This window comes from Flavobacterium saliperosum (assembly GCF_900100625.1).
Taxonomy (GTDB): Bacteria; Bacteroidota; Bacteroidia; order Flavobacteriales; family Flavobacteriaceae; genus Flavobacterium; species Flavobacterium saliperosum.
Genome location: NZ_FMTY01000010.1, coordinates 16,149 through 38,569 on the forward strand (window position 1 = coordinate 16,149; position 22,421 = coordinate 38,569).

General features: G+C 40.2%; 23 protein-coding genes. 13 read left to right on the plus strand and 10 right to left on the minus strand.

The window, feature by feature from the left end:
* Positions 1-150: 150 nt before the first annotated feature.
* The gene (katG, locus tag BLQ05_RS13135; protein WP_074460144.1) at positions 151-2,361 is read right to left on the minus strand and encodes a catalase/peroxidase HPI; all 2,211 of its coding nucleotides are present in this window, start codon (positions 2,359-2,361) and stop codon (positions 151-153) included.
* Positions 2,362-2,578: 217 nt separating this feature from the next.
* On the opposite strand from katG, the gene BLQ05_RS13140 reads away from it, so the two are divergent.
* Both BLQ05_RS13140 and BLQ05_RS13145 read left to right on the plus strand, forming a co-directional pair.
* Positions 2,579-3,289: a DUF4197 domain-containing protein gene (locus tag BLQ05_RS13140; RefSeq protein WP_023577583.1), complete on the plus strand. Its 711-nt coding sequence runs from the start codon at positions 2,579-2,581 to the stop codon at positions 3,287-3,289.
* A gap of 316 nt (positions 3,290-3,605) precedes the next feature.
* Positions 3,606-4,763: an MFS transporter gene (locus tag BLQ05_RS13145; RefSeq protein WP_035655041.1), complete on the plus strand. Its 1,158-nt coding sequence runs from the start codon at positions 3,606-3,608 to the stop codon at positions 4,761-4,763.
* On the opposite strand, the gene BLQ05_RS13150 is transcribed toward BLQ05_RS13145, so the two are convergent.
* The 3 genes from BLQ05_RS13150 to pyrF are packed head-to-tail and all read right to left on the minus strand — an operon-like array spanning position 4,760 to position 6,837.
* Positions 4,760-5,575, minus strand: coding sequence for an ABC transporter substrate-binding protein (locus tag BLQ05_RS13150; protein WP_023577581.1), 816 nt, complete (start codon positions 5,573-5,575; stop codon positions 4,760-4,762). The genes BLQ05_RS13145 and BLQ05_RS13150 overlap by 4 nt on opposite strands.
* A gap of 17 nt (positions 5,576-5,592) precedes the next feature.
* Positions 5,593-5,988: a DoxX family protein gene (locus BLQ05_RS13155; protein ID WP_023577580.1), complete on the minus strand. Its 396-nt coding sequence runs from the start codon at positions 5,986-5,988 to the stop codon at positions 5,593-5,595.
* Between the two features lie 36 nt (positions 5,989-6,024).
* Positions 6,025-6,837 (minus strand): orotidine-5'-phosphate decarboxylase, encoded by an 813-nt coding sequence (pyrF, locus tag BLQ05_RS13160; protein ID WP_023577579.1) that lies wholly within the window; start codon positions 6,835-6,837, stop codon positions 6,025-6,027.
* 206 nt (positions 6,838-7,043) lie between these two features.
* Between pyrF and BLQ05_RS13165 the strand changes: the two genes are divergently transcribed.
* The 6 genes from BLQ05_RS13165 to BLQ05_RS13185 all read left to right on the plus strand — a co-directional run bounded on the left by BLQ05_RS13165 (position 7,044) and on the right by BLQ05_RS13185 (position 12,188).
* On the plus strand, positions 7,044-8,156 hold the full coding sequence (locus tag BLQ05_RS13165) for an AI-2E family transporter (RefSeq protein ID WP_023577578.1): 1,113 nt from the start codon (positions 7,044-7,046) through the stop codon (positions 8,154-8,156).
* Positions 8,157-8,235: 79 nt separating this feature from the next.
* The gene (locus BLQ05_RS13170; protein ID WP_023577577.1) at positions 8,236-8,793 is read left to right on the plus strand and encodes a helix-turn-helix domain-containing protein; all 558 of its coding nucleotides are present in this window, start codon (positions 8,236-8,238) and stop codon (positions 8,791-8,793) included.
* A 15-nt stretch (positions 8,794-8,808) separates the two neighbouring features.
* Complete coding sequence (locus BLQ05_RS13175) at positions 8,809-9,255, plus strand: response regulator (protein ID WP_023575100.1); 447 nt, start codon at positions 8,809-8,811, stop codon at positions 9,253-9,255.
* Between the two features lie 18 nt (positions 9,256-9,273).
* Positions 9,274-11,055 (plus strand): sensor histidine kinase, encoded by a 1,782-nt coding sequence (locus tag BLQ05_RS13180; RefSeq protein ID WP_023577576.1) that lies wholly within the window; start codon positions 9,274-9,276, stop codon positions 11,053-11,055.
* Positions 11,056-11,375: 320 nt separating this feature from the next.
* Complete coding sequence (locus BLQ05_RS13755; protein ID WP_023577575.1) at positions 11,376-11,510, plus strand: lmo0937 family membrane protein; 135 nt, start codon at positions 11,376-11,378, stop codon at positions 11,508-11,510.
* Positions 11,511-11,528: 18 nt separating this feature from the next.
* Positions 11,529-12,188, plus strand: coding sequence for a hypothetical protein (locus BLQ05_RS13185; protein WP_023577574.1), 660 nt, complete (start codon positions 11,529-11,531; stop codon positions 12,186-12,188).
* Positions 12,189-12,241: 53 nt separating this feature from the next.
* On the opposite strand, the gene prfA is transcribed toward BLQ05_RS13185, so the two are convergent.
* Complete coding sequence (gene prfA, locus BLQ05_RS13190) at positions 12,242-13,315, minus strand: peptide chain release factor 1 (protein WP_023577573.1); 1,074 nt, start codon at positions 13,313-13,315, stop codon at positions 12,242-12,244.
* Positions 13,316-13,449: 134 nt separating this feature from the next.
* Here prfA and BLQ05_RS13195 point away from each other — a divergent pair, with 134 nt between their 5' ends.
* Positions 13,450-13,962, plus strand: a complete 513-nt coding sequence (locus BLQ05_RS13195; RefSeq protein WP_035655038.1) for a DUF6265 family protein — start codon at positions 13,450-13,452, stop codon at positions 13,960-13,962.
* Positions 13,963-14,204: 242 nt separating this feature from the next.
* Here the strand turns inward: BLQ05_RS13195 and BLQ05_RS13200 are convergent, their stop codons facing one another.
* Together BLQ05_RS13200 and BLQ05_RS13205 are read right to left on the minus strand one after the other, a co-directional pair.
* A complete protein-coding gene (locus BLQ05_RS13200; RefSeq protein WP_023577571.1) occupies positions 14,205-15,668 on the minus strand; it encodes an aminoacyl-histidine dipeptidase in 1,464 nt (487 codons plus the stop codon).
* Positions 15,669-15,763: 95 nt separating this feature from the next.
* Positions 15,764-16,048, minus strand: coding sequence for a (2Fe-2S) ferredoxin domain-containing protein (locus tag BLQ05_RS13205; protein WP_035655030.1), 285 nt, complete (start codon positions 16,046-16,048; stop codon positions 15,764-15,766).
* A 199-nt stretch (positions 16,049-16,247) separates the two neighbouring features.
* Between BLQ05_RS13205 and BLQ05_RS13210 the strand changes: the two genes are divergently transcribed.
* Positions 16,248-17,309 (plus strand): DUF3810 domain-containing protein, encoded by a 1,062-nt coding sequence (locus BLQ05_RS13210; RefSeq protein WP_023577569.1) that lies wholly within the window; start codon positions 16,248-16,250, stop codon positions 17,307-17,309.
* A 125-nt stretch (positions 17,310-17,434) separates the two neighbouring features.
* On the opposite strand, the gene BLQ05_RS13215 is transcribed toward BLQ05_RS13210, so the two are convergent.
* Positions 17,435-18,739, minus strand: coding sequence for an NAD(P)/FAD-dependent oxidoreductase (locus BLQ05_RS13215; protein WP_023577568.1), 1,305 nt, complete (start codon positions 18,737-18,739; stop codon positions 17,435-17,437).
* A 59-nt stretch (positions 18,740-18,798) separates the two neighbouring features.
* On the opposite strand from BLQ05_RS13215, the gene BLQ05_RS13810 reads away from it, so the two are divergent.
* The 3 genes from BLQ05_RS13810 to BLQ05_RS13225 all read left to right on the plus strand — a co-directional run bounded on the left by BLQ05_RS13810 (position 18,799) and on the right by BLQ05_RS13225 (position 20,302).
* Positions 18,799-18,939 (plus strand): hypothetical protein, encoded by a 141-nt coding sequence (locus BLQ05_RS13810; protein WP_023577567.1) that lies wholly within the window; start codon positions 18,799-18,801, stop codon positions 18,937-18,939.
* Positions 18,940-19,152: 213 nt separating this feature from the next.
* Positions 19,153-19,647, plus strand: a complete 495-nt coding sequence (locus BLQ05_RS13220) for an RNA polymerase sigma factor (RefSeq protein ID WP_023577566.1) — start codon at positions 19,153-19,155, stop codon at positions 19,645-19,647.
* A gap of 13 nt (positions 19,648-19,660) precedes the next feature.
* Positions 19,661-20,302, plus strand: coding sequence for a hypothetical protein (locus BLQ05_RS13225; protein WP_023577565.1), 642 nt, complete (start codon positions 19,661-19,663; stop codon positions 20,300-20,302).
* A gap of 55 nt (positions 20,303-20,357) precedes the next feature.
* Here BLQ05_RS13225 and BLQ05_RS13230 read toward each other — a convergent pair whose 3' ends face one another.
* Together BLQ05_RS13230 and BLQ05_RS13235 are read right to left on the minus strand one after the other, a co-directional pair.
* Positions 20,358-20,990 carry a DEAD/DEAH box helicase gene (locus BLQ05_RS13230; RefSeq protein WP_023577564.1) on the minus strand — a complete coding sequence of 211 codons (633 nt, stop codon included), beginning with the start codon at positions 20,988-20,990 and terminating at the stop codon, positions 20,358-20,360.
* A gap of 80 nt (positions 20,991-21,070) precedes the next feature.
* The gene (locus BLQ05_RS13235; protein WP_023577563.1) at positions 21,071-22,234 is read right to left on the minus strand and encodes a sigma-54-dependent transcriptional regulator; all 1,164 of its coding nucleotides are present in this window, start codon (positions 22,232-22,234) and stop codon (positions 21,071-21,073) included.
* Positions 22,235-22,421 lie beyond the last annotated feature (187 nt).

Genomic DNA, 22,421 nt, shown 5'->3' on the forward strand with positions numbered 1-22,421 from the left:
TATTAAATTTTACAACTGTTTATAAAACAGATTGAGTTATTTTTGCCGCAGATTTAAAGGATTTTCACAGATTTCTCCAGCATGAAGAATTCTATTTAAATCTAATCTGTTAATCTGCGGCATTAGTATTGGTTTGAATTAATAAAAAAATCAAGCCAAATCAAAACGATCAAGATTCATGACTTTGTTCCATGCCGCTACGAAATCTTTCACAAATTTTTCCTGAGCATCGGCGCTTGCGTAAACTTCGGCAAGGGCTCTCAGTTCTGAATTGGAACCAAAGATAAGATCTGCGCGGGTTCCTGTCCATTTCAGTTCTCCGGTAACACGGTCATGTCCTTCGAACAATTCCTTTTGCTCGTCAACCGCTTTCCATGTATTACCCATATTTAACAGATTAACGAAGAAATCATTGGTAAGCGTCTCCGGACGGATGGTGAATACCCCGTGTTTCGAATTATCGAAATTCGTATTCAAAACACGCATACCACCCACAAGTACTGTCAGTTCGGGAGCTGTCAGCGTTAGCAATTGTGCTTTATCGACCAGCAATGCTTCTGTAGGTACCGTGTATTTTGTTTTCAGGTAATTACGAAAACCGTCTGCTATCGGTTCCAAGACTGCGAAGGATTCCACATCGGTTTGTTCCTGTGAAGCATCCATACGACCTGGAGTAAAAGGAACTGTTATGGTATATCCGGCATCTTTGGCCGCTTTCTCGACTCCCGCACAACCCGCCAATACGATAAGATCGGCAAGCGAAACTTTTTTACCGTTAGATTGGGCTCCATTAAATTCTCGTTGAATGCCTTCCAGCGTATCTAGGACTTTTGATAATTGTCCCTGATTGTTCACGGCCCAATACTTTTGGGGAGCCAGACGAATACGGGCGCCATTAGCACCACCACGTTTGTCGGAACCTCGAAAAGTCGATGCCGAACCCCAGGCTGTAGCCACCAACTGCGAAACGGAAAGACCGGAATCCAAGACTTTCGCTTTCAGAACGGCGATATCGTTTTCATTGATTAATTCATGATTTACGGCCGGGATCGGGTCTTGCCAAATCAGTTCTTCTTTAGGGACTTCATTACCCAGATAACGAGTAAGGGGCCCCATGTCACGATGTGTCAGCTTGAACCACGCGCGGGCAAAAGCGTCGGCAAACTCATCCGGATTTTCGAAAAAACGTCGGGATATCTTCTCGTAAACAGGATCGAATCGCAGTGAAAGGTCGGTAGTTAACATGGTAGGCGCATGTTTTTTTGAAGGATTATACGCATCCGGAATCGTACCAGCGCCGGCACCATTTTTTGCCACCCATTGTTTTGCTCCCGCAGGACTTTCGGTCAGTTCCCATTCGTAACCGAACAAGTTCCAGAAAAAGTTAGTGCTCCATTTTGTTGGGGTACTGGTCCAGGTAACTTCCGGTCCTCCGGTAATACAATCGGCGCCTTTTCCCGATCCGAATTTGCTTATCCAGCCCAAACCTTGCAATTCTATGTCTGCCGCTTCGGGTTCGGGTCCGACCAGTGCCGTATCTCCGGCGCCATGGGTCTTCCCGAAAGTGTGTCCGCCGGCAATAAGCGCAACGGTTTCTTCATCATCCATGGCCATACGGGCAAAGGTTTCACGAATATCTTTGGCGGCAGCAATCGGATCCGGGTTTCCGTTTGGCCCTTCCGGATTTACATAGATTAACCCCATTTGTACAGCTGCCAACGTATTTTCAAGTTCGCGTTCTCCCGAGTACCGTTTATCGTCTAACCATTTGGTTTCAGAACCCCAGTACACATTTTCATCCGGTTCCCAAACATCTTCGCGACCACCTCCAAAACCAAAAGTTTTGAATCCCATCGATTCCAATGCCACATTTCCGGCAAGAATCATCAGGTCGGCCCAGGAAATTTTACGTCCGTATTTTTGTTTGATAGGCCAAAGTAATCGGCGTGCTTTATCAAGATTCGCATTATCCGGCCAACTGTTAAGGGGCGCAAAACGTTGTTGTCCGGCTCCGGCTCCACCACGACCATCACCAATACGATAGGTTCCGGCACTGTGCCATGCCATACGGATGAAAAAAGGGCCATAATGCCCAAAATCAGCCGGCCACCAATCCTGTGAATCGGTCATGAGTGCATGTAAGTCACTTTTTAAAGCATCCATGTCCAGACTTTTGAATGCTGCAGCGTAATTAAACTCTGGCCCCATAGGATCCGATAAGGACGAATTCTGACGCAGGATGTTCAATTTTAAATGATTGGGCCACCAGTCCCGATTTTTGGGGCCATTACCAGCTATGCTTTGAATTTGAGTGCTGCCGGAAAATGGGCATTTACCGTTGTTGTTCGCGTTGTTTTCCATATTTTATAAAATTAGTGATAGATGAAGTTTTTTTTTTTTTTACAATCAAAAAGCTGTAAATCAAAAAATTACAACCTTTAAATTTAGTTAAAATTATGCAATTGAGAAAGGAAATACTTATAAATCAAATTGATTGTTTTTATTTTCACATCATCAAAAACTATGAAATAAAAATTGGCATCAAGTTTGCTTATCTTTGGAAAACAAATTAAAACTTATGAGAAAGATAGTACTCCTTTTAGCTTTTATTCCTTTCGTAGGATGTGCAGAAATGCAACAGGTAATGAATCAGTTACCGCAAACACAAGGCGTTTTAGGACAAGCCGAAATTGCTTCCGGTCTTAAAGAGGCGTTGAATAAAGGAATCGACAAACAAGTGGTAAAACTCACCAACGTGGATGGTTTCTATAAAAATGAAATGGTGAAAATCCTTTTGCCGGAAGAATTGAAAAAAGTAGACAAGACCCTTCGCGATATCGGAATGAGCAAATTGGCCGATGAAGGTTTAAAAGTAATGAACCGCGCTGCGGAAGATGCCGTAAAAGAAGCCACGCCGATATTCGTTGATGCCGTAAAAGGAATGAGTTTTAATGATGCCAAGAACATTTTGTTAGGCGATGACCGTTCTGCAACGACGTATTTACAAACCACAACCTCATCCGCATTGTACACCAAATTTAATCCTGTAATCAAGAATTCGTTTGCAAAAGTAGGTGCCGATAAAGTTTGGGCCAACATTATTACCAAATACAACAGCATTCCGTTAGTAAAAAAAGTAAATCCTGATTTAACGGATTACACCACCACCAAAGCGATGGAAGGTGTTTTTAAAATGGTGGCCGTGGAAGAAAAAGACATTCGTAACAATCTGGCGGCGCGTACTTCCGATTTATTAAGAAAAGTATTCGCATTGCAAGACGGTCAATAAAGTTAAAAAATTAGCTTTCAATAACATACATATAACAAATTGTTAACATTAACAAACGAAAAATTATCGGAACTTTGTACCATAATAAATAGTTTCTCATTTGGTTAGGGTTAGTTAAAAAAAGAATTCCACGCTTTCGGGCGTGGATTTTTTTGTTTCAAAGCATTGGTATTGACTATTTTCTCCTCCCTATTTAACTTATTTTTCACGGAATTTTGAGTTGTGCACCGTACTTTTGCACTCGAAATCTACCGGCAAACCAATTCTTTTTCCTACTCACAAAATTGCTTGCTGATATACAGTCACTGCACTTATGATAAATAAAAGCCTTATTGCTCTTGCCTTTGGCGGACTTGCCATTGGAATGACCGAATTTACAATGATGGGAATCCTACCCGATATCGCAAAAGATTTAAGTATCGACATTCCTACGGCGGGACATCTGATTGCACTTTATGCCATGGGCGTGGTGGTTGGCGCTCCAATTCTGGTTTTATTCACCGGAAAATATCCTCCTAAAAACGTATTACTGTTCCTGATGCTGTTGTTTGTGGTTTTCAACGGATTGTTTGCCATTGCCCCGGAGTACAACACTTTATTACTGTCCCGATTCATGTCGGGTTTACCGCATGGTGCTTATTTCGGAGTGGGATCTGTCGTAGCAACACAACTTGCCAGCAAAGGAAAAGAAGCACAGGCGATTTCAATTATGTTTACCGGAATGACCATTGCCAATTTAGCCGGGGTTCCTTTAGGGACTTATATCGGGCACCACTATTCCTGGCGCTACACTTATGGTTTCATCAGCCTGTTAGGTTTGGTTACTTTCATTGCTATTTATTACTGGCTACCTAAAATTGAAGCAAATCAGGGTGGGAATTTATTTGGGCAGTTGGGCTTCTTCAAACGTTGGGAAGCCTGGTTGTTAATCGCCATCATTTCCATAGGTACCGGAGGCCTGTTTGCCTGGATCAGCTATATTGCTCCCATGGTTACCAACGTCTCCCATATTAATCCGGATCGCGTTCCGTTCATTATGATTTTGGTTGGTTTGGGAATGTTCTTCGGAAATCTTTTAGGCGGAAAAATAGCCGATGCCATTTCACCCACAAAAGCAGCAATGGCTTGTTTTTCGACAATGGCGGTTTGTTTGGTAGTTGTTTTTTTGACCGCTCACATTGAATGGATGGCGTATGTAATGTCGTTTATAACCGGATTGATTGCTTTTACCATTGGTTCTCCCCTGCAAATGATGTTGATTACCAGTGCAAAAGGGGCTGAAACTCTAGCCGCTGCTGCAGGTCAGGCCAGTTTCAATATCGGGAATACATTAGGCGCTTTCTTTGGCGGTATTCCGATTGCTTTGGGATTTGCCTATAACACACCCGTATTAATTGGTGTGGGCATGGCAAGCATCGGTGCTTTATTTTCTTTTGTGTTCCTTAGAATGATTGTGATCAAAAAAGGCGTTTAAATTCGTTGATGCAGACTTTTGAAATACTCAAACGCTTTTACCAATCGGCTGCCGTACCAGGAAAACATTTCCCCGTCTACAAAAATAGTGGTGGCATGATGCGTGTGTCGGCCCAATTCGAAAGCGTGTTCGTCTTTAAACGGAAACGGTTCGGAAGACAGTAAAACCAAATCGGGATCACCCTGAATGCGCATTTTCTGAATCACGATTTCAGGATAACGACCTTCGTATTTCGGATGATTATCGTAGATGTTTTCGAACTTATTCAGCTTTAATAATTCATTGATGAAATTATCCCCGCCGGCAACCATATACGGATTCGCCCAAATAAAATAAGCGACTTTCTTAACTTCTTTGTCTTTGATGAAATTTTGGAAATCGGCTAAGGCGAAATTGGTTTTGTCAATCCATTTTTGGGCTTCGATGCGTTTATTGAACAGTTGTCCGAAATCCGAAATCATCTGCAGATTATCTTCTATCGTAATGATATTCGTTACCCAAACCGGACAAATGTCTTTTAACGATTCGACAATTTCCAACGTGTTCTCTTCTTTATTGGCGATGATAATATCCGGCTGTAAGGCTTTTATCTTATCGATTTTTACCTGTTTGGTTCCGCCAATAATCGTTTTGGTCGATTTGAAATGAAACGGATGCACGCAGAATTTGGTGATTCCCACAATACTGTCTTCCAAGCCCATATCGAAAAGCAATTCGGTTTGGGAAGGCACTAAGGAAACGATGCGTTTTGGTGTCTTTTCGAAAATATGTTGGGTTCCGAGTTGATCGGTAAACGTTTTTGAATTTGGCATTGCCAGATAAAATTTAATTATGAATGAGAAGCCACCGTCTTTTTAGTAATTCCGTTCGGATACATTATTACCAACAAAACAAAGATGAGCAGAAAATTAAATTCCACTCCGTTTCGTCCGCCGCCCACTACGTACCAACCATCGGGTAAATGCACCATAAAAATCCCTACAACCAATATCAGTATGGTAATGATGGCTGCCGGTTTCACATATTTGTTCAGAAGTAACAGTAGTGCAGCGGCCACATGCGATAATTTAATGCTCCAGGCTATGGCCAACCCGAACGGCGCAAAACCAATCGTATTCAGGTACAGATTTCCGAAATCATTAACCCCATTGTTGAACATCCCCGGAACGCTGTGCATAATTAAAATCACGGCAACCGCAAAACGAAGCAGAAAGGTACTTTTCATTTTAAACATTTAGAAATGAGCTGAAACAAATATAACCTATTTAATGATTTCCGCCATTTCCTGTTGCAGTTTCATGGCTTCGGTTCTTGCTTTTTCGGCGAAATCAGTTCCGTTGGAAGCATAAATGATACCGCGGGACGAATTGATTAACAAGCCTACGTTTTCGTTCATTCCATATTTGCAAACCTCCGCCAGACTTCCGCCTTGTGCGCCTACTCCGGGCACCAACAAGAAACTGTCCGGCACAATTTTACGGATTTCGGTAAAGTATTCCGCTTTGGTCGCTCCCACCACATACATCAGGTTTTGGGAATTTTTCCAGGTTTTCGATGTTTCCAGAACGACTTTGTACAATTCCTTTCCGTCCACATTTTGGGTCTGAAAATCGAAAGCCCCTTCGTTTGAGGTTAACGCCAGCATAATGGTATGTTTGTCTTCAAAAGCCAAAAACGGTTCCACCGAATCTTTCCCCATATAAGGTGCCACGGTAACCGAATCGAAGTTCAGATCTTTAAAAAACGCTCTCGCATACATGGAAGACGTGTTTCCGATATCGCCGCGCTTTGCATCGGCAATGGTAAAGATTTCCGGATACTTTTCATTGATGTAATTGATGGTTTTCTCTAAAGATTTCCAGCCTGTAATTCCGTAAGCCTCATAAAAAGCGGTGTTGGGTTTATAGGAAACACACAAATCGTGTGTGGCATCGATTATCGCTTTGTTGAATTCGAAGATCGGATCTTCGGTAGCTAACAGATGTTCGGGAATCTTGTTTAAGTCGACATCCAGGCCGATACACAAAAATGATTTTTTGGTTTGAATTTGTTCTTGTAATTGTTGTGTTGTCATTTTTTTTAGTTGCTGAACGGCAAAGTTACGAAGGTTCATTGCTAAATATCAAAATTATATAAAATTACATTGAAATTATATAACGTCTTTTTAGGGACAAGAGCCTAATTTCGCAGGATACAAAATGAAAAAAATTGCGCAAAAACAATTCTTAAAAGCATGATGATTTTTTTGAAAGGCAGTAACATTCCCAAATACAAAACCTTATGAAATCAACAAATCATAATTCAAAGCTGGCTTATAACCTATTCTGTTCAATTGCAATCGTTTTCATTTTATATATCCTGAAACCGGTACTTGTGCCTTTGATTTTTTCTGTCATACTGAGTATAATATTGTATCCGGTTGTCGTATTCTTAGAAAAGAGATGGCATTACAACAGGGTGATGTCTACTGTTACGGCCTTGGTTTTGTTATTGATTGTAGTAATCGGATTGTTTACTTTTATCGGTTTTCAGATAAAAGACGTGATAGACAAAACCGATGTGTATTTTGTTCGCCTGTCCGAATTATTTCAAGAAATACTTCAATACTGCGAAACGAGTTTCGGAATCGATAAAAAACAACTGCTGCAGGATCGGAGTCTGAAAATAGAAAACGTTGTCAAAAACAATTTTTCAAGAATCGGTGAATTGCTAACCGAATCGGGCAGTTTGCTCGGCGACCTTTTTCTGATTCCCATTTATGTCTTTTTCCTGTTGCTTTACCGAAAATTTTTCGTCGAATTCATACACAAGGCCTTTCCGAAAAAAGACAACGCGTACCTTAATATCATTTTAAATAAAATATATACCACCCAACAAAACTATCTTATTGGATTAACGACCGTAATGGGAATTGTTGGTTTATTGAACAGTGCCGGATTGCTGTTGTTAGGAATTGAAAACGCGGTCTTTTACGGTTTTCTGGGCGCTTTATTGCTGCTTATTCCTTATATCGGGGTAATAATCGGGTCGTTAATCCCTGCTTTTGTAGCGCTTGCCACCAAAGATTCCGCATGGTATTCGGTTGGTGTTATCGGCGTGTTTACTTTTGTTCAGCTATTGGAAGGGAATTTCATCACCCCGAAAATTACCGGTTCAAAAGTGAACCTCAATGCTTTTGTTTCCATACTTGCACTGGTGCTTTTTTCGTTGCTATGGGGGATTTCCGGAATGATTCTGGCTTTGCCCGCAACGGCCACTTTAAAAATTATATTTGATCAGATTCCGTCTCTGAAACCCTATGGTTTCGTATTAGGCGAACCCGAACAAGAATTCCTGAAAAGCAAATCTTTTGCACGGTTACTGGTATGGCGTTCCATACGGAAAAACAAATAACACAAATTACAAACCGATTGGTTTACCGGATTACTGCCAAATTAATTACCTTTATATCAATTACATTTAAATTCTACAAATGAAAGCATTCCTGAAATTTGATTTTAACATAGTAACCAAAAAACTATTGGAAGAAAAGCTGGATGGATTTGGAGTGAAGTACAGCATTGTAGGTTTCGGGGAAATCGAATTCCTCGAAGAACTGACTCCGGAAAAACTGGAAGCAATTACAACACTTCTGAACGGTTACGGAATTGAAATAATAGAGAATCAGAAAAGCATCCTGGTTCAGAAAATAAAAGATCTGATAGCTGAAATTGTCCTGCAGGAGAACAATCTGAACGTAAAAAGTTCGGCCTATCTGGCGGATAAATTAAACCACAGTTATGGTTATCTCTCGAATCTTTTCTCGGAAGTCACCTATACTTCCATAGAGAATTATATCATCTTACAAAAAATCGAATTGGCCAAACACCTCATTGTTAACGAAAAATTGAGTTTAACCGAAATCGCGTACAAACTGAATTATTCCAGTGTCGCCCATTTGAGTTCGCAGTTTAAGAACACTACCGGCATTACGCCTTCCGCATTTCAGCGGATTATCGAACGAAGAAGAAAAATTGCTAACGAAAAATAAAAACATCCCAATAAAATGAACAAAGAATACATTCATATCATTTTAGCCGATGACGACGAAGACGACAGACTGTTTTTTACCGATGCTTTCAAAGAACTGAAAATCAGCACGAAAGTAAACACCTTCAATGACGGGGTGGAATTGATGCATTACCTGAATGACCCGGAAGCCGTTTTGCCCAACGTACTTTTCCTCGACTTAAACATGCCTAAAAAAAACGGTATCGAATGTCTTCATGAAATTAAAAACAATGCCCGTTTCGATAATATCGCCATTGCCATTTATTCCACCTCATCTTCTGAAGAGGATATTGAAGAAACGTTTGTTATCGGCGCCAACATCTACATAAAAAAACCCAGTGATTTCGCATCTTTGAAGAAAATATTAAGCGAGGTGGTTTCCATTAACTGGCAATACCACACTTCGGGTTTAAACAAAGACAACTTTCTTCTACGTTTATAACGCTTCAAAAAACACCTTATGAAATTTACAGGATTTTTACAAAAATCGTTATTACTGAAAGTACTCTTTGTTATTTCCATAGCAGTCATTTTCTTCATTTCCGGTGTAACCTACAAACACCTATCCACGCTTTCCGATTCCTCTATAGATGTTTCCCGAGCCCACGAAGTAAGTCTGCAACTGGAACGGCTCATGTCGCAATTAAGGGATGCCGAAACCGGCAGCAGAGGCTATATCATTACGCGTGATTCTACGCATTTGGAACCTTACAACTATGTACGCATCCGAATTGAGGCTTCTTTCAGTATTTTAAACCATCTGACAAAAAATAATGAGGTACAAAATGAAAATGTGGCATTACTTGAAAACCTTGTTTATAACCGATTGCAGATTATGGAAAATTCCATAGCTTTTGCCAATGCCAATAAGACCGAAGAATTGCAACTGAATTTATTAAGAGGCAAAAAAACCATGGACAGTATCCGGAATTGCATTGCCACGATGTCTGAATTGGAAACCAAAATATTATCCATACGTCAGCAAAAATACAACAACACTTTTTCCAATACACCCATCCTGATTTACATTATCATTTTAATCGGTCTTATACTGAGTGTGCTGTCATTTGTAAAAATCAACAGGGATGTAAATGAATTAAAAAAGGCAAACAACCAACTGTCCATTGCGAATGAATCCAGCAATATGGCGGAAATAGTCGGTAATTTTGGTTCCTGGCAATGGGAGATTGATAACGACAAATACAGTTTTTCCGATAACCAATACCGATTATTGGGATGCGAACCGCAGTCTTTTGAAGCCAATTTCGATAACTTAATGAAATACATTCATCCCGAAGATCTGGAACATGTTCAAGATGTGATGAACCGAATGATACAAAACGAAAAACTACCTTCGTTCAATTATCGGATTATCAAGGAAGACGGCCAAATCCGATATTTCAGAGGGATTGGAAAACTGATAACAAACAAATCCGGAAGCAAAACGTTATTAGGCACCACCAGCGACATTACGGACGAATACAATGCCATACTTGAAACCGAAGAAAGAAACCGCGAACTGGAACGAAGCAATAAGGAATTGACGGCTTTCAACTATGCTGCCAGTCATGATTTACAGGAGCCACTCAGAAAAATACAAACCTTTATTTCCCGATTAGACGATAACGAAGCTGAAAATTTATCCGAGTCCGGTAAAGATTACCTCAAAAGAATTATCGTTGCCGCAGACAGAATGCGCAATTTAATTGACGACTTACTTCAATTTTCAAGATCCAATAAAATTGAAAAGAATTTCGAAACCATCGATTTAAACCAATTGTTAGACAATGCCAAATTGGAATTATCGCCAACGATTGAAGAAAAGAAAGCAGTGATTCTCAGTGAAAAACTACCCGAATTGGAGGTTATTCCTTTCCAGATACAACAGTTGTTCACCAATCTGATAAGCAATTCTTTAAAGTACAGCAAAGAAAACGTTGCTCCGGAAATTTCCATAACAGCCGCAAAAGTAACCGCTTCCGACGATGAGCGAATACCATCAGCATCCAAAGACAAGTACTCCCGAATAACCTTCCGGGATAACGGTATCGGGTTCGAACAGGAATACGCCGAAAAAATATTTATCCTCTTTAACCGACTTCACAATAAAAACGAATATGCCGGAACCGGAATCGGATTGGCGATTTGCAGAAAAATTGTGGAAAATCACAAAGGCTACATTTTCGCTGATGGCGAACCGAATATCGGGGCCACTTTTACCATTTATCTTCCTACAGCGTAAAGATTCATTCCGAACAGTTAATCATAACAAGCTGCGTGCGTTACTTAAGCCTTATCCTATTAAGCCCGCACCGCTTTTTTTTGTGGGATCCCGTTCCAAAAGCAATGCTTTTATTTTTTGAATCTTCCGTGTCACCCATGAACAAAGGATTTGTGGAAATTCTGTAACAATTTCAAAATATGTTGTAACATGAAACTTCCCTGTCGGTTGCAACTTTGTAAAGCAAATAACACTGATTTAGTATCATTAGGATAGTAAACTTTTTATTTCAAAAAACAATAATTAATTAAAATCCAAATATCATGCAAAACTTACTCTACATGGTCGCAGTAGTATTGATAATATTATGGGCCTTAGGTTTTTTTGTCTATAGTACAGGAAACATAATTCACATTTTATTAGTGATTGCCGTTATAGCGATTCTGTTACGATTAATTAAAGGAAAAGATTTATAAACGTTAAAAATTGAAATTATGAAAAATGTTAAATTCTATATTGCAGCAGTATCAATCGCAGCTGTAATGACATCTTGTAAAGATGAAAAAAAGGAAATGGCCGAAAAAACGGTAAACAGTTATGCGGCCTATGTAGATTCCATCAGTAAAGTAGACCCTAAAGATGCTGCCGGAAACTGGGAAGAAATTGAAACTTCAGCCAACAGCAAAAAAATGGAAGCCGAAAGCTCTTTAGTTGAAGTCAAAGATAAAACGGCTTATGAAACTAAAATAGCATCATCTTCCGAAAAATATGATGCCTTCAAAGCGACTTTGGTAGCCGAAAAACAAAAAACAGAGGCGGTTAATTACAAAACCACTATCCGAAAAGCATTATTTGGAGTGGAAATTGGTGATGACATGAACTTTGACTGGGTAAATAAAGATAACATCCTTAAAGTTTACGACAATTTTATCACCACAGTATCCAACAATAAGGATTCTTATTCAAGAGAAGACTGGGATGAGATTAAAATGTTGTACGAAGCCCTTGATGCCCACAAAAATACCGTTGAAAGAGAAGGTTTATCTTCTGAAGATAACCGTAAAATTGCAGGTTTAAAAATGAAATTCGGACCGATGCTTAAAGTAAACAGAGCGGGAGCCAAATCGGAAGAAAACGCAGCTGCTAAAGAGTAACATTTTCAGATAGCGATAAAAAAACGAGATAGGTGACTATCTCGTTTTTTTATTTAGAAAACTTCGTTCTCTTTTAGTTTTTCCATATTGTTTACTAACTGAAGTTCGTCAACAAATTTTTGGATTTTACCGTTCATAACACCATCCATATCAAAAACGTCCAAACCAATTCGGTGATCGGTTACACGACCCTGCGAATAATTGTAGGTTCTAATCTTTGCGGAACGATCCCCGGAACTAACCTGCGAAGTACGCTTAACGGCATCTTCCGCTTGTTTTTTGGCCAATTCCTGTTCGTACAAACGGGAACGTAATACGTCTAGTGCCTTGTCCTTATTTTTATGCTGTGATTTCTGATCCTGACATTGTGCTACCAATCCGGTTGGGATGTGTGTCAAACGTACCGCTGATTTTGTCGTATTTACCGACTGACCACCAGGACCTGAGGAACAGAAGAAATCCACACGAACATCGTTCATATCAATCTGTACGTCAAATTCTTCCGCTTCCGGAAGTACCATTACCGTCGCTGCGGAAGTGTGAACACGACCTTGCGTTTCCGTTTGCGGTACACGTTGCACACGGTGTACCCCTGCCTCAAACTTCAGGGTTCCGTAAACGTCTTCTCCGGTTACTTCAAAAATTATCTCTTTGAATCCACCCGAGGTTCCTTCGTTCATATCCACCACCGACGTTTTCCAGCCTCTGCTTTCACAATATTTGGTATACATACGAAACAAATCGCCCGCAAAAATGGAAGCCTCATCACCACCAGTACCCGCACGGATTTCCACCATAACGTTTTTCGCGTCTTCCGGATCTTTCGGAATCAACATGAACTTGATTTCCTCTTCCAGTTGCGGCAAACGCTCTTTGGCTTCTTCCAACTGCATTTTGGCCATTTCCACCATTTCGGCATCAGAACCATCGGCAATGATTTCCTGTGCTTCTTTGATATTCCCGTCAAGGTTGATGTATTCCTCACGTTTTTCCACCAAGCCTTTTAAGTCTTTATATTCCTTATTAAGCTGAACATAACGTTTTTGGTCGGCGATAACATCGGGTTGAATAATCAAATCCGAAATTTCGTCGAAACGCTGTTTCACATATTGCAATCTGTCTAACATATTCTACTCGCTGTTTTGGAGTGCAAAATTACGAAAAAAAAATGTTTAAAAAACAGCTAAAAAACAGCATCTCTTTTTTTGCAAAATATTATGCAATTTATATACCTTTAACCCGTTAAAAATCTTGAATGAAAATGAAAAAATTCACTGTTACTTTAGCTGCAATTGCGCTTGTAGCTTGTAACCAAAAAAAGGAGAGTTCACTGCAAATCGGTGAGCCGGAAGAGATTGTAATCAAAGACTATGAGCAGCTTGAAAAAGCGAACTGGCTTTTGGGAGAATGGGGAAATTCGTCTGCGGAAGGGAATTTAACCGAGACCTGGAAACAGGAAAACGACAGCACTTTTGTTGGCGACAGTTTCGTTACCGTTGAAATTGATACCGTTTTTCACGAGAATGTGGTTCTGGAGCAGAAGAACGACAGTTTGTTCTACAAAGTAACCGTAGAAGGTCAAAACAACAACAAAGCAGTTGCTTTCTATCTGACCACAGCTAATGACAAGCAATTGGTTTTTGAAAATCCGAAACATGATTTTCCTAACAAAATCACCTACAGCAAAATTTCTAACGACAGTTTGGTTGCCGAAATTTCCGGAATGAAAGACGGAAAACTAAGCAAGGAATTGTTTGCGATGAAGAAGCGATAGTTTATTTGCATATTGCAGTGTAGTCAAAACGCACAAACGATTTATAGACTGAAGACACGAGTTTAAAACTTACAAATAACCGCTGATTCGCAGATTTAAAAAACTTAAACAGTATAGACAGTCTGCGAATCTGCGGTAAGATTTTGAAAGGCTTAGTGCATAATTTCAACTATTTCCAAACCAACAAAAAAGGCTTTTCAGATTGAAAAGCCTTTTTTTATTTATTGTATTCACTGAAACATTTAGTTCTTCATCGGAATATTCTCCAGAATCTCCATCACGAATTTCCAGTATTTCTGAGCCGAAGAAATCGATGCTCTTTCGTCCGGGCTGTGCGCTCCTTTGATAGTTGGTCCGAAAGAAATCATGTCCATGTCCGGATAATTCGTTCCAAGGATACCACATTCCAATCCGGCGTGACAAGCCACAACGTGCGGTTTCGATCCGTTTTGTTTTTCGTAAATCGGAACCAAAACATCCAATATCTCCGATTTTACATTTGGCGTCCAACCCGGGTAAGAACCCGCAAACGTTACTTCACATCCGAACAATTCAAAAGCCGAACGCAACGCATTTGCCAAATCAAACTTAGATGATTCAACCGAAGAACGCGTTAAGTTCTGAATCGAAATTTCACCATCTTTCACAATGATTCTCGCGATGTTGTTTGAAGTTTCCACCAGATTTTCCATATCGGCACTCATTCGGTATACTCCGTTATGAGCAGCGTAAACCGCACGCAATAACCCTTCCTGCACGCCTAAATCCATTACTTTTGAAGGTAAATCGGATTTTACGATTTCAATGGTTAATTTTGGTTCGGTAGTTTTGAATTCGGCTTTGATATCTTTGATGACTTCCTGCATATCGAATACGAAAGCTTCATCGTAAATCCCTGCGATAATCACTTTGGCAACACTTTCACGCGGAATGGCATTACGCAAACTTCCGCCGTTGATTTCCGCAATCTGCAAACCGAAGTTTTCAAATCCGTCGAATAACAAACGGTTCATGATTTTGTTGGCATTCCCTAATCCTTTATCAATATCCATTCCGGAGTGCCCTCCGTTCAAACCTTTCACGGTAATGGTATAGCCTACGGAATCTTCCGGAACATCTTCTTCATTATATTGACGGGTTGCCGTAACATCTACCCCACCGGCACATCCGATATCGATTTCATCGTCTTCTTCCGTATCCAGGTTCAAAAGGATGTCACCGCTAAGTAAACCGCCTTTTAAACCCATCGCTCCTGTCATTCCCGTTTCTTCGTCAATGGTGAATAACGCTTCAATTGCAGGATGCTTAATATCTTTGCTTTCTAAAATCGCCATGATGGTGGCTACTCCAAGACCGTTATCGGCACCTAGCGTAGTTCCTTTGGCACGAACCCAGTCCCCATCCACATACATTTCAATGCCTTGCGTATCGAAATCGAAAACGGTATCGTTATTTTTTTGGTGTACCATATCCAAATGCGATTGCATCACTATGGTTTTACGGTTTTCCATTCCTGCCGAAGCCGGTTTTTTGATGATTACGTTTCCAACCTCATCGTTGATGGTTTCAAGACCTAGTTTTTTTCCGAAATCCATCATAAATGCGATGACACGTTCTTCTTTTTTGGATGGACGCGGCACGGCATTCAGGTCGGCGAATTTATTCCAAAGCTGTTTAGGCTCAAGGTTTCTTACTTCCTGGCTCATATTTTTTATTTAATGTTGTTTTTTTTAACAAAGTTCCAAAGTTACGAAGTTTTAGCGCTTTGAAGACAAGAATGCAAGGTAATTTTCAGAAGAAATCATTCGTGATTGAGCAGTTTGGCGTGAGCCACATGTTCTTCAAAAAGTTGAGGGATTTTTTTTTCGGACACTTCGCCATACCAAACATTATCCGGCTGAAAACAAATCACGGGAGCACATTTGCAATTGTCGGTGCATTCGATTTTCACCATCATGACTTCAGTTTTCATTTCGGTCTGTTTTATCAGACCACGAAACATCTTGCGGTTATGTTTATTGTCTTTACCGCATTTGCTTCCGTCACAAAAGAGAATGACTTTTTTGGGAATATCTAACTTTTTCATGCTACCGTATTTATTTTATTCCTGTTCATTACAAATTTACGATAAGTGTTTGGATTTGGGAACAGAAAATAGAACCAAGAACAAAGAGTCAATACAGTTTTATCATTATTTGCTGTTGTGTCTTGTCTCTTGATTCTTGATTCTCTTCAATTCTCTATTTTCTATCATCTATTTTCTATCTTTATCAAAATTTTTTTCCATGAACCGAAAACTGATTTTACCGCTTTTTCTCGTTTTGCAACTTATCGGGTTAAAAATACTTTCCTTTTTTCCGGAAGTTGTGGAGCGTTATTACAGTAATGGGTTCTATCCGCCTTTGGCTAAAATTTCGAGAATCACATTGGGGCGTATTCCGTTTTCTGTAGGAGATCTTATTTATTTCATTGCCATTTTCTTCTTGCTGCGATGGTTTTGGAAACAACGAAAAACCTGGAAACAACAATGGAAGTCGAATCTATTATCGCTATTGGGATTTGTATCTGTATTCTACTTTTTCTTTAACCTGTTATGGGCTGTGAATTATTTACGGGTTCCGATGTATGAAAAACTGAAAATTGAACGCGAATACACTCAGGAAGAATTGCTGGCTTTCACCAAAATACTGATTGTAAAAACCAATGCGATTCATTCGCAATTAGCTAAAAATGACACTGTAAAAGTCGTACTTCCGTTCAACAGGGAACAAATCTTTAAAAAAACACAAAACGGATATGACAATCTTGCAAAAGCGTTTCCGTATCTGAAATATGAGCATCATTCGGTGAAACCTTCCTTAATCAGTACGCCACTGACCTATATGGGATTTGGCGGGTATTTAAATCCGTTTACCAATGAAGCGCAGGTGAATAATCTGATTCCGCTTCATAATTTCGCTACAACCACCGGACACGAAATGGCGCATCAGATTGGTATCGGTTCCGAAAGTGAAGCCAATTTTATAGGCTACATGGCGACGATTTACAATGACGATTTGTATTTCAAATACTGTGGTTACTCCTACGCTTTGCGTTATTGCCTGTCAAATATGGAGAATTTTGAAGAAGGTTCGGCAACAAAACTACTCCCGTTGATCCATCCCGGAATTTTGAAAAATTTTGAAGAAACGGAAGAATTCTGGGACAGTCACCAAACGTTTATCGATGTGATTTTCCATACGTTTTACGATAATTTCCTGAAAGTAAACCAACAGAAAGACGGTCTGGAAGGCTACAGCAAGTTTGTGGGGCTGATGGTGAATTATTATAAGCTAAGAGAGTTGTGAGAAACAAGAGCCAAGAAACAAGACAGTGTAATAGCCCCTTCTCTTGTCTCTTGTCTCTTGTCTCTTGTCTCTTGTCTCTTGTCTCTTGTCTCTTGTCTCTTGTCTCTTGTCTCTAATCTCTAATTTCAAATCTCATCCGTGGTGAAACTCTGAATATTTTTCTTTTTATACGGACGGATAATCAAGCGGCCTTCGCGATCGAATTTGATGTAATTGTACACCCAATTCATTAAAACCACCGCTTTGTTTTTGAATCCGATGAGCGAAAACAGATGTACAAACATCCAGACAAACCAAGCGAAAACCCCATGAAAATGCCATTTGGGTAAATCGACTACTGCTTTGTTTCTTCCGATGGTGGCCATGGAACCCTTATCATTGTATTCAAAAGGTTTCATTTCCTTATTCTTAAGTTTTCTGATCAGGTTTTCTGCCAGTAAATTTCCTTGCTGAATCGCAGGTTGTGCCATCATCGGGTGTCCTTGCGGATTTTTATCGGAAGTCATTGAAGCGATGTCGCCTATTGCAAAAATATTATCGTAGCCCAACACCTGATTGAATTCGTTAACTTTGATTCGGTCGGCGCGTTCTATGAGTGCTTCCTTTTTTAACCCGTTTATTACGGCTCCTTTTACTCCGGCGGCCCAAATTACGGTTGCTGTTTCAAAAGACAAATCAGAACTGGTGGTTACCGTTCTTCCGTCGTAATTGGTTACGCGAACGTTTTTCCAGATGCTTACGCCCAAACCGTGAAGGAAGTCTTCCGCTTTTTGAGACGATTGGACCGACATGGCATCCAATAACCGGTCACTTCCCTGAATCAGATGAATGCCCATTTTTCGGATATCCAGATCCGGATAATCTTTTGGAAGGATGGCTTTTTTCATTTCGGCCAAAGCGCCTGCCAGTTCCACTCCGGTGGGTCCGCCGCCTACGATAACGAAATTCATGAGTGCGTTTCGTTCGTTGATGTCGTTGGTCAGGAGCGCCTGTTCGAAATTTTCCAGAATCAGACTGCGGATGTTGAGCGATTGCGGTATGGTTTTCATCGCCATACTGTAGCTTTCGATTTCCTTGTTCCCGAAATAATTGGTTTTGGAACCGGTGGCAATCACAAGATAATCATAATACAAGTCTCCGATGTCGGCCAGCACTTTCTTATTTTCAGTGTCAATTTCTTTTACGTTGGCTAAACGAAAATAAAAGTCAGGGTACTCCTGTACTACTTTCCGAATCGGATACGCTATGGAACCTGCCTCCAAACCACCGGTCGCCACCTGATACAGCAACGGCTGAAAGGTGTGGTAATTGTGTTTATCGAGAAGGACCACCTGAGCGTTTTTGTTTTTTAGTTTTTTAGCTAATGAAATTCCGGCAAAACCACCACCGATGATGACAATGCGCGGGAAACTGGAGCGGGGAATATTCATATTTATAAGTAGCTGAGTTACTGAATAGCTAAGTTACGAAGAAAGTAGTGAGAAAAGTTATGAAAAAAGGGAAAAAGGAAGAAGCAGAAAGCAGAAAGCAGAAAGCAGAAGGCAGAAAGCAGAAGGCTGGAAAAAAAGAAAGCTGCAAAATTCGTGTTTCGACAGCTGAGTCATCGGTGGTCCAAAAAATCTACTTCTAAAAAAACAAAAAAGTTTAAAAAATGCCTAAAGTTTTCCCATAGCCCCGATGGGAGAGGAAATCCTGGCTTTGTGAGATTGCCGCGCAAGCTCGCAATGACAGATTGGAGCGGACAGCGGGAAAAAGGTTCAAAAAATGCCCAAAAGTGTTGCTCCTAAAAAATAAAAAAAGTTGAAATTTGTAACAATCGGTTATGATTTAACACTAATGTTTTATGAATTCGAGTTTAGAGCAGTCGTTTGTTTCACAATTAAAAGAACATCAGAATATTATCCACAAGATTTGTAGGCTATATACTTCTGATGAGGATGCGCACAAGGATTTGTTTCAGGAAATCACCATTCAGCTCTGGAAAGCGTTTCCGCAGTTTCGCGGTGAGGCCAAATTCACTACCTGGGCGTATCGTGTGGCATTGAATACAGCCATTACCCTCTACCGGAAGAAAACCAAATCGATTAATACCATCGAATTTGACAGTAAGCTGCACCGGTTTACCCATGACGAATACAATTACGAAGAAGAAGAACAGATTAAGTTGCTGTACAAAGCGGTACATCAGTTGAATGACATTGAGAAAGCCTTGGTTTTCATGTATCTGGAAGACAAAGATTACACGGAGATTGCCGAAACACTGGGAATCAGTGAAGTCAACGCCAGGGTGAAAATGAACCGGATTAAAGGAAAGTTAAAACGAATAGTAAATCCGTAAGGAAAAGGAAAATATGGACGAGTTAGATTTATTAAAAAAAGACTGGAAGAAAAACGATTCGAAGTTTCCGGAAATTTCGGAACAGCAAATCTATGGCATGCTGCACAAGAAATCGTCTTCTATTGTGAAATGGATTTTTGTTATCAGTGTATTGGAAATTGTACTTTGGAGTGTGATTAGTTATTTCACTGCCGATGATAATTATTTTAAAACACTGGAAAATTACCATATTGACACACTAATGAAAGTGTTCACCTTTGTGAATTATGCGGTTATTGCGGTATTCATTTTCCTGTTTTACAAGAATTTCAAAAGCATCAACACAACCGACAGTGTTAAATCACTGATGAAAAGTATTCTGAAAACCCGTAAAACGGTGCAGTATTATATTTGGTATAATCTCGGCATGATTGGGCTGACGTTTATTGTCATTATGATTGCCACTTTCAAATACGACAACCGAATTAACGAAATTGCCGTTAAGGCTTCGGGAAGCGATAACAACACTTTATTTTGGGTTGTTTTATTTGGCTTTACCATACTCTTTTTTGCCATCATTTTTGGGTTGTTTTGGTTGTTCTACCGATTGATTTACGGTTACCTGCTGCGACGACTACACAAGAACTATGAAGAATTGAAAAAAATCGATTTATAAATTCACACAATAAAAAAGCTTCAACAATGTTGAAGCTTTTTTTGTGCATTATTTTTTACTCTTCGTCTTCATCGTAACCCTCCACTCCGAAAAGGTAAGGTTCGAGCATGATTTTATCGGCCAGTACTTCTACTCTTTCCGTTAGGTTTTCCGAGAAGAAAAGACGCTGCGTTTTTTCGACACTGTTGGACAATCGCAAAACGATGGCGTCCATTCGTATTTTAAACAATTCATCGGCATCGTCAATTACGAACATTTTTATCGTGTTCATATTAAATCCGGCAGATGAAAACATCGCGTTGATTCGGTTAGGTGTTCCGATTAAAACATCGACTCCCAGGGAAATTTGGTTTTTATCGTAATCGATATCGCCTTTATCGTGGGAACCGAAGACACGCAAATCGGTATAATGGGCAAATTTTTTGAACATTTCGACCATTTCCAGTACGTCTTCTTTGTCTTTTACCATGATTAAAGCACGAGTGGATTCCCCGACGGCTTTTTCCAGTTTTTGAATCACCGTGTACACAATCGTAGTCGATTTTCCGCCGCCTTTGGGCATAATCACCACCGCATCGGCACCACTTTTCAAAGTGCTGAAACAGTCTTTCTGAATCTCGTTTGGCGTTTCAATTCCGTTTTCTGACAAAGCTAAAGCCAGCTTTTCGTTTATTTTTTTTAGTTTCATGTTTTAGTAATTAGGGGTTAGTGATTAGGGGTTAGCATTGAAAAAACTAAATACTAAATCCTAACTACTCTTTCCTGATATTATTTACTTGCAAACAGTTTCACATCGTTCTCTGAAATTTCGTTTCCGCCCAAGATAATCAAGCGTTCCACAACGTTTCGCAATTCACGGATGTTGCCTGTCCAATCGTATTCCTGTAATAGTTTAATGGCCGGAGCAGCGAATTTTTTGACTGCCGTTCCTTGTTCCGAAGCGATTTTTTCCGCGAAATGGTTAATCAGCAACGGGATATCATCACGTCGGTCGTTCAATGCCGGTACTTTGATTAAAATCACAGCCAGACGATGGTACAAATCCTCACGGAAACGCCCTTCTTCGATTTCTTTTTTCAGATCCTTGTTGGTTGCCGCTATTACGCGAACATTGACTTTAATGTCTTTGTCGGCACCCACTCGCTGGATTAAATTTTCCTGTAAGGCTCGTAATACTTTGGCTTGTGCCGAAAGACTCATATCGCCAATTTCATCCAAAAACAGGGTTCCCTGATCAGCTGCTTCAAATTTCCCGGCTCTGTCTTTTACGGCAGAGGTAAAGGCCCCCTTAACGTGACCGAACAATTCGCTTTCTATCAGTTCACTTGGAATCGCGGCACAGTTCACTTCAATTAAAGGCGCATTGCAACGCTCGCTTTTTTCGTGTAACTGATGGGCCACCAATTCTTTTCCGGTTCCGTTAGGGCCGATGATCAAAACACGGGCTTCGGTTGGTGCTACCTTTTCAATCATCTCTTTAATGTGATTGATAGGTTCGCTCACCCCTATCATTTCGTAATTTTTGGAAACCTTCTTTTTCAGGATTTTGTTTTCCACTACGAGTTGTTTTCGGTCTAAAGCGTTGCGAACGGTATTCAGCAAACGGTTTAAATCGGGAGGTTTTGATATGTAATCGAAAGCTCCGAGACGCATCGTGTTCACCGCCGTTTCCAAATCGCCATGACCGGAAATCATTACCATCGGGATTTCGGGTTTGATTTTTTTAACGGCTTCGAGTACTTCCTCGCCGTCCATTTTGGGCATTTTGATGTCGCACAAAACCAAATCGTAATCTTCGTTCTTGATTTTTTCCAAGCCCTGAAGGCCATCTTCGGCTTCGTCTACTTTATACGTATCGCTTTCTTCCGACAGGATTTTGATTAAAACCCTGCGAATGGACGCTTCGTCTTCGATTATTAAAATCTTACTCATTACTCTATATTTAACCGCAAAGTTCGCAAAGTTTTTCGCAAAGTTCGCAAGAATTCAAAATTGATTTTCCAATAGCCCCGGTAGAGCCGATATCCTCGCAACGTAGTGGAGAGATAAAGGCGAAAACGGGAATGACGTTTACCGATAAATCCCAAGCCATTCGCTTCTTCTTTTCGGTTAAACAAAT

Bases quoted from the DNA above. Each gene is read 5' to 3' on its own strand.
- katG (WP_074460144.1), bottom strand. From the start codon at position 2,361: ATGGAAAACAACGCGAACAACAACGGTAAATGCCCATTTTCCGGCAGC.
- BLQ05_RS13140 (WP_023577583.1), top strand. From the start codon at position 2,579: ATGAGAAAGATAGTACTCCTTTTAGCTTTTATTCCTTTCGTAGGATGT.
- BLQ05_RS13150 (WP_023577581.1), bottom strand. From the start codon at position 5,575: ATGCCAAATTCAAAAACGTTTACCGATCAACTCGGAACCCAACATATT.
- BLQ05_RS13155 (WP_023577580.1), bottom strand. From the start codon at position 5,988: ATGAAAAGTACCTTTCTGCTTCGTTTTGCGGTTGCCGTGATTTTAATT.
- pyrF (WP_023577579.1), bottom strand. From the start codon at position 6,837: ATGACAACACAACAATTACAAGAACAAATTCAAACCAAAAAATCATTT.
- BLQ05_RS13165 (WP_023577578.1), top strand. From the start codon at position 7,044: ATGAAATCAACAAATCATAATTCAAAGCTGGCTTATAACCTATTCTGT.
- BLQ05_RS13170 (WP_023577577.1), top strand. From the start codon at position 8,236: ATGAAAGCATTCCTGAAATTTGATTTTAACATAGTAACCAAAAAACTA.
- BLQ05_RS13175 (WP_023575100.1), top strand. From the start codon at position 8,809: ATGAACAAAGAATACATTCATATCATTTTAGCCGATGACGACGAAGAC.
- BLQ05_RS13180 (WP_023577576.1), top strand. From the start codon at position 9,274: ATGAAATTTACAGGATTTTTACAAAAATCGTTATTACTGAAAGTACTC.
- BLQ05_RS13755 (WP_023577575.1), top strand. From the start codon at position 11,376: ATGGTCGCAGTAGTATTGATAATATTATGGGCCTTAGGTTTTTTTGTC.
- BLQ05_RS13185 (WP_023577574.1), top strand. From the start codon at position 11,529: ATGAAAAATGTTAAATTCTATATTGCAGCAGTATCAATCGCAGCTGTA.
- prfA (WP_023577573.1), bottom strand. From the start codon at position 13,315: ATGTTAGACAGATTGCAATATGTGAAACAGCGTTTCGACGAAATTTCG.
- BLQ05_RS13195 (WP_035655038.1), top strand. From the start codon at position 13,450: ATGAAAAAATTCACTGTTACTTTAGCTGCAATTGCGCTTGTAGCTTGT.
- BLQ05_RS13200 (WP_023577571.1), bottom strand. From the start codon at position 15,668: ATGAGCCAGGAAGTAAGAAACCTTGAGCCTAAACAGCTTTGGAATAAA.
- BLQ05_RS13205 (WP_035655030.1), bottom strand. From the start codon at position 16,048: ATGAAAAAGTTAGATATTCCCAAAAAAGTCATTCTCTTTTGTGACGGA.
- BLQ05_RS13210 (WP_023577569.1), top strand. From the start codon at position 16,248: ATGAACCGAAAACTGATTTTACCGCTTTTTCTCGTTTTGCAACTTATC.
- BLQ05_RS13215 (WP_023577568.1), bottom strand. From the start codon at position 18,739: ATGAATATTCCCCGCTCCAGTTTCCCGCGCATTGTCATCATCGGTGGT.
- BLQ05_RS13810 (WP_023577567.1), top strand. From the start codon at position 18,799: ATGAAAAAAGGGAAAAAGGAAGAAGCAGAAAGCAGAAAGCAGAAAGCA.
- BLQ05_RS13220 (WP_023577566.1), top strand. From the start codon at position 19,153: ATGAATTCGAGTTTAGAGCAGTCGTTTGTTTCACAATTAAAAGAACAT.
- BLQ05_RS13225 (WP_023577565.1), top strand. From the start codon at position 19,661: ATGGACGAGTTAGATTTATTAAAAAAAGACTGGAAGAAAAACGATTCG.
- BLQ05_RS13230 (WP_023577564.1), bottom strand. From the start codon at position 20,990: ATGAAACTAAAAAAAATAAACGAAAAGCTGGCTTTAGCTTTGTCAGAA.
- BLQ05_RS13235 (WP_023577563.1), bottom strand. From the start codon at position 22,234: ATGAGTAAGATTTTAATAATCGAAGACGAAGCGTCCATTCGCAGGGTT.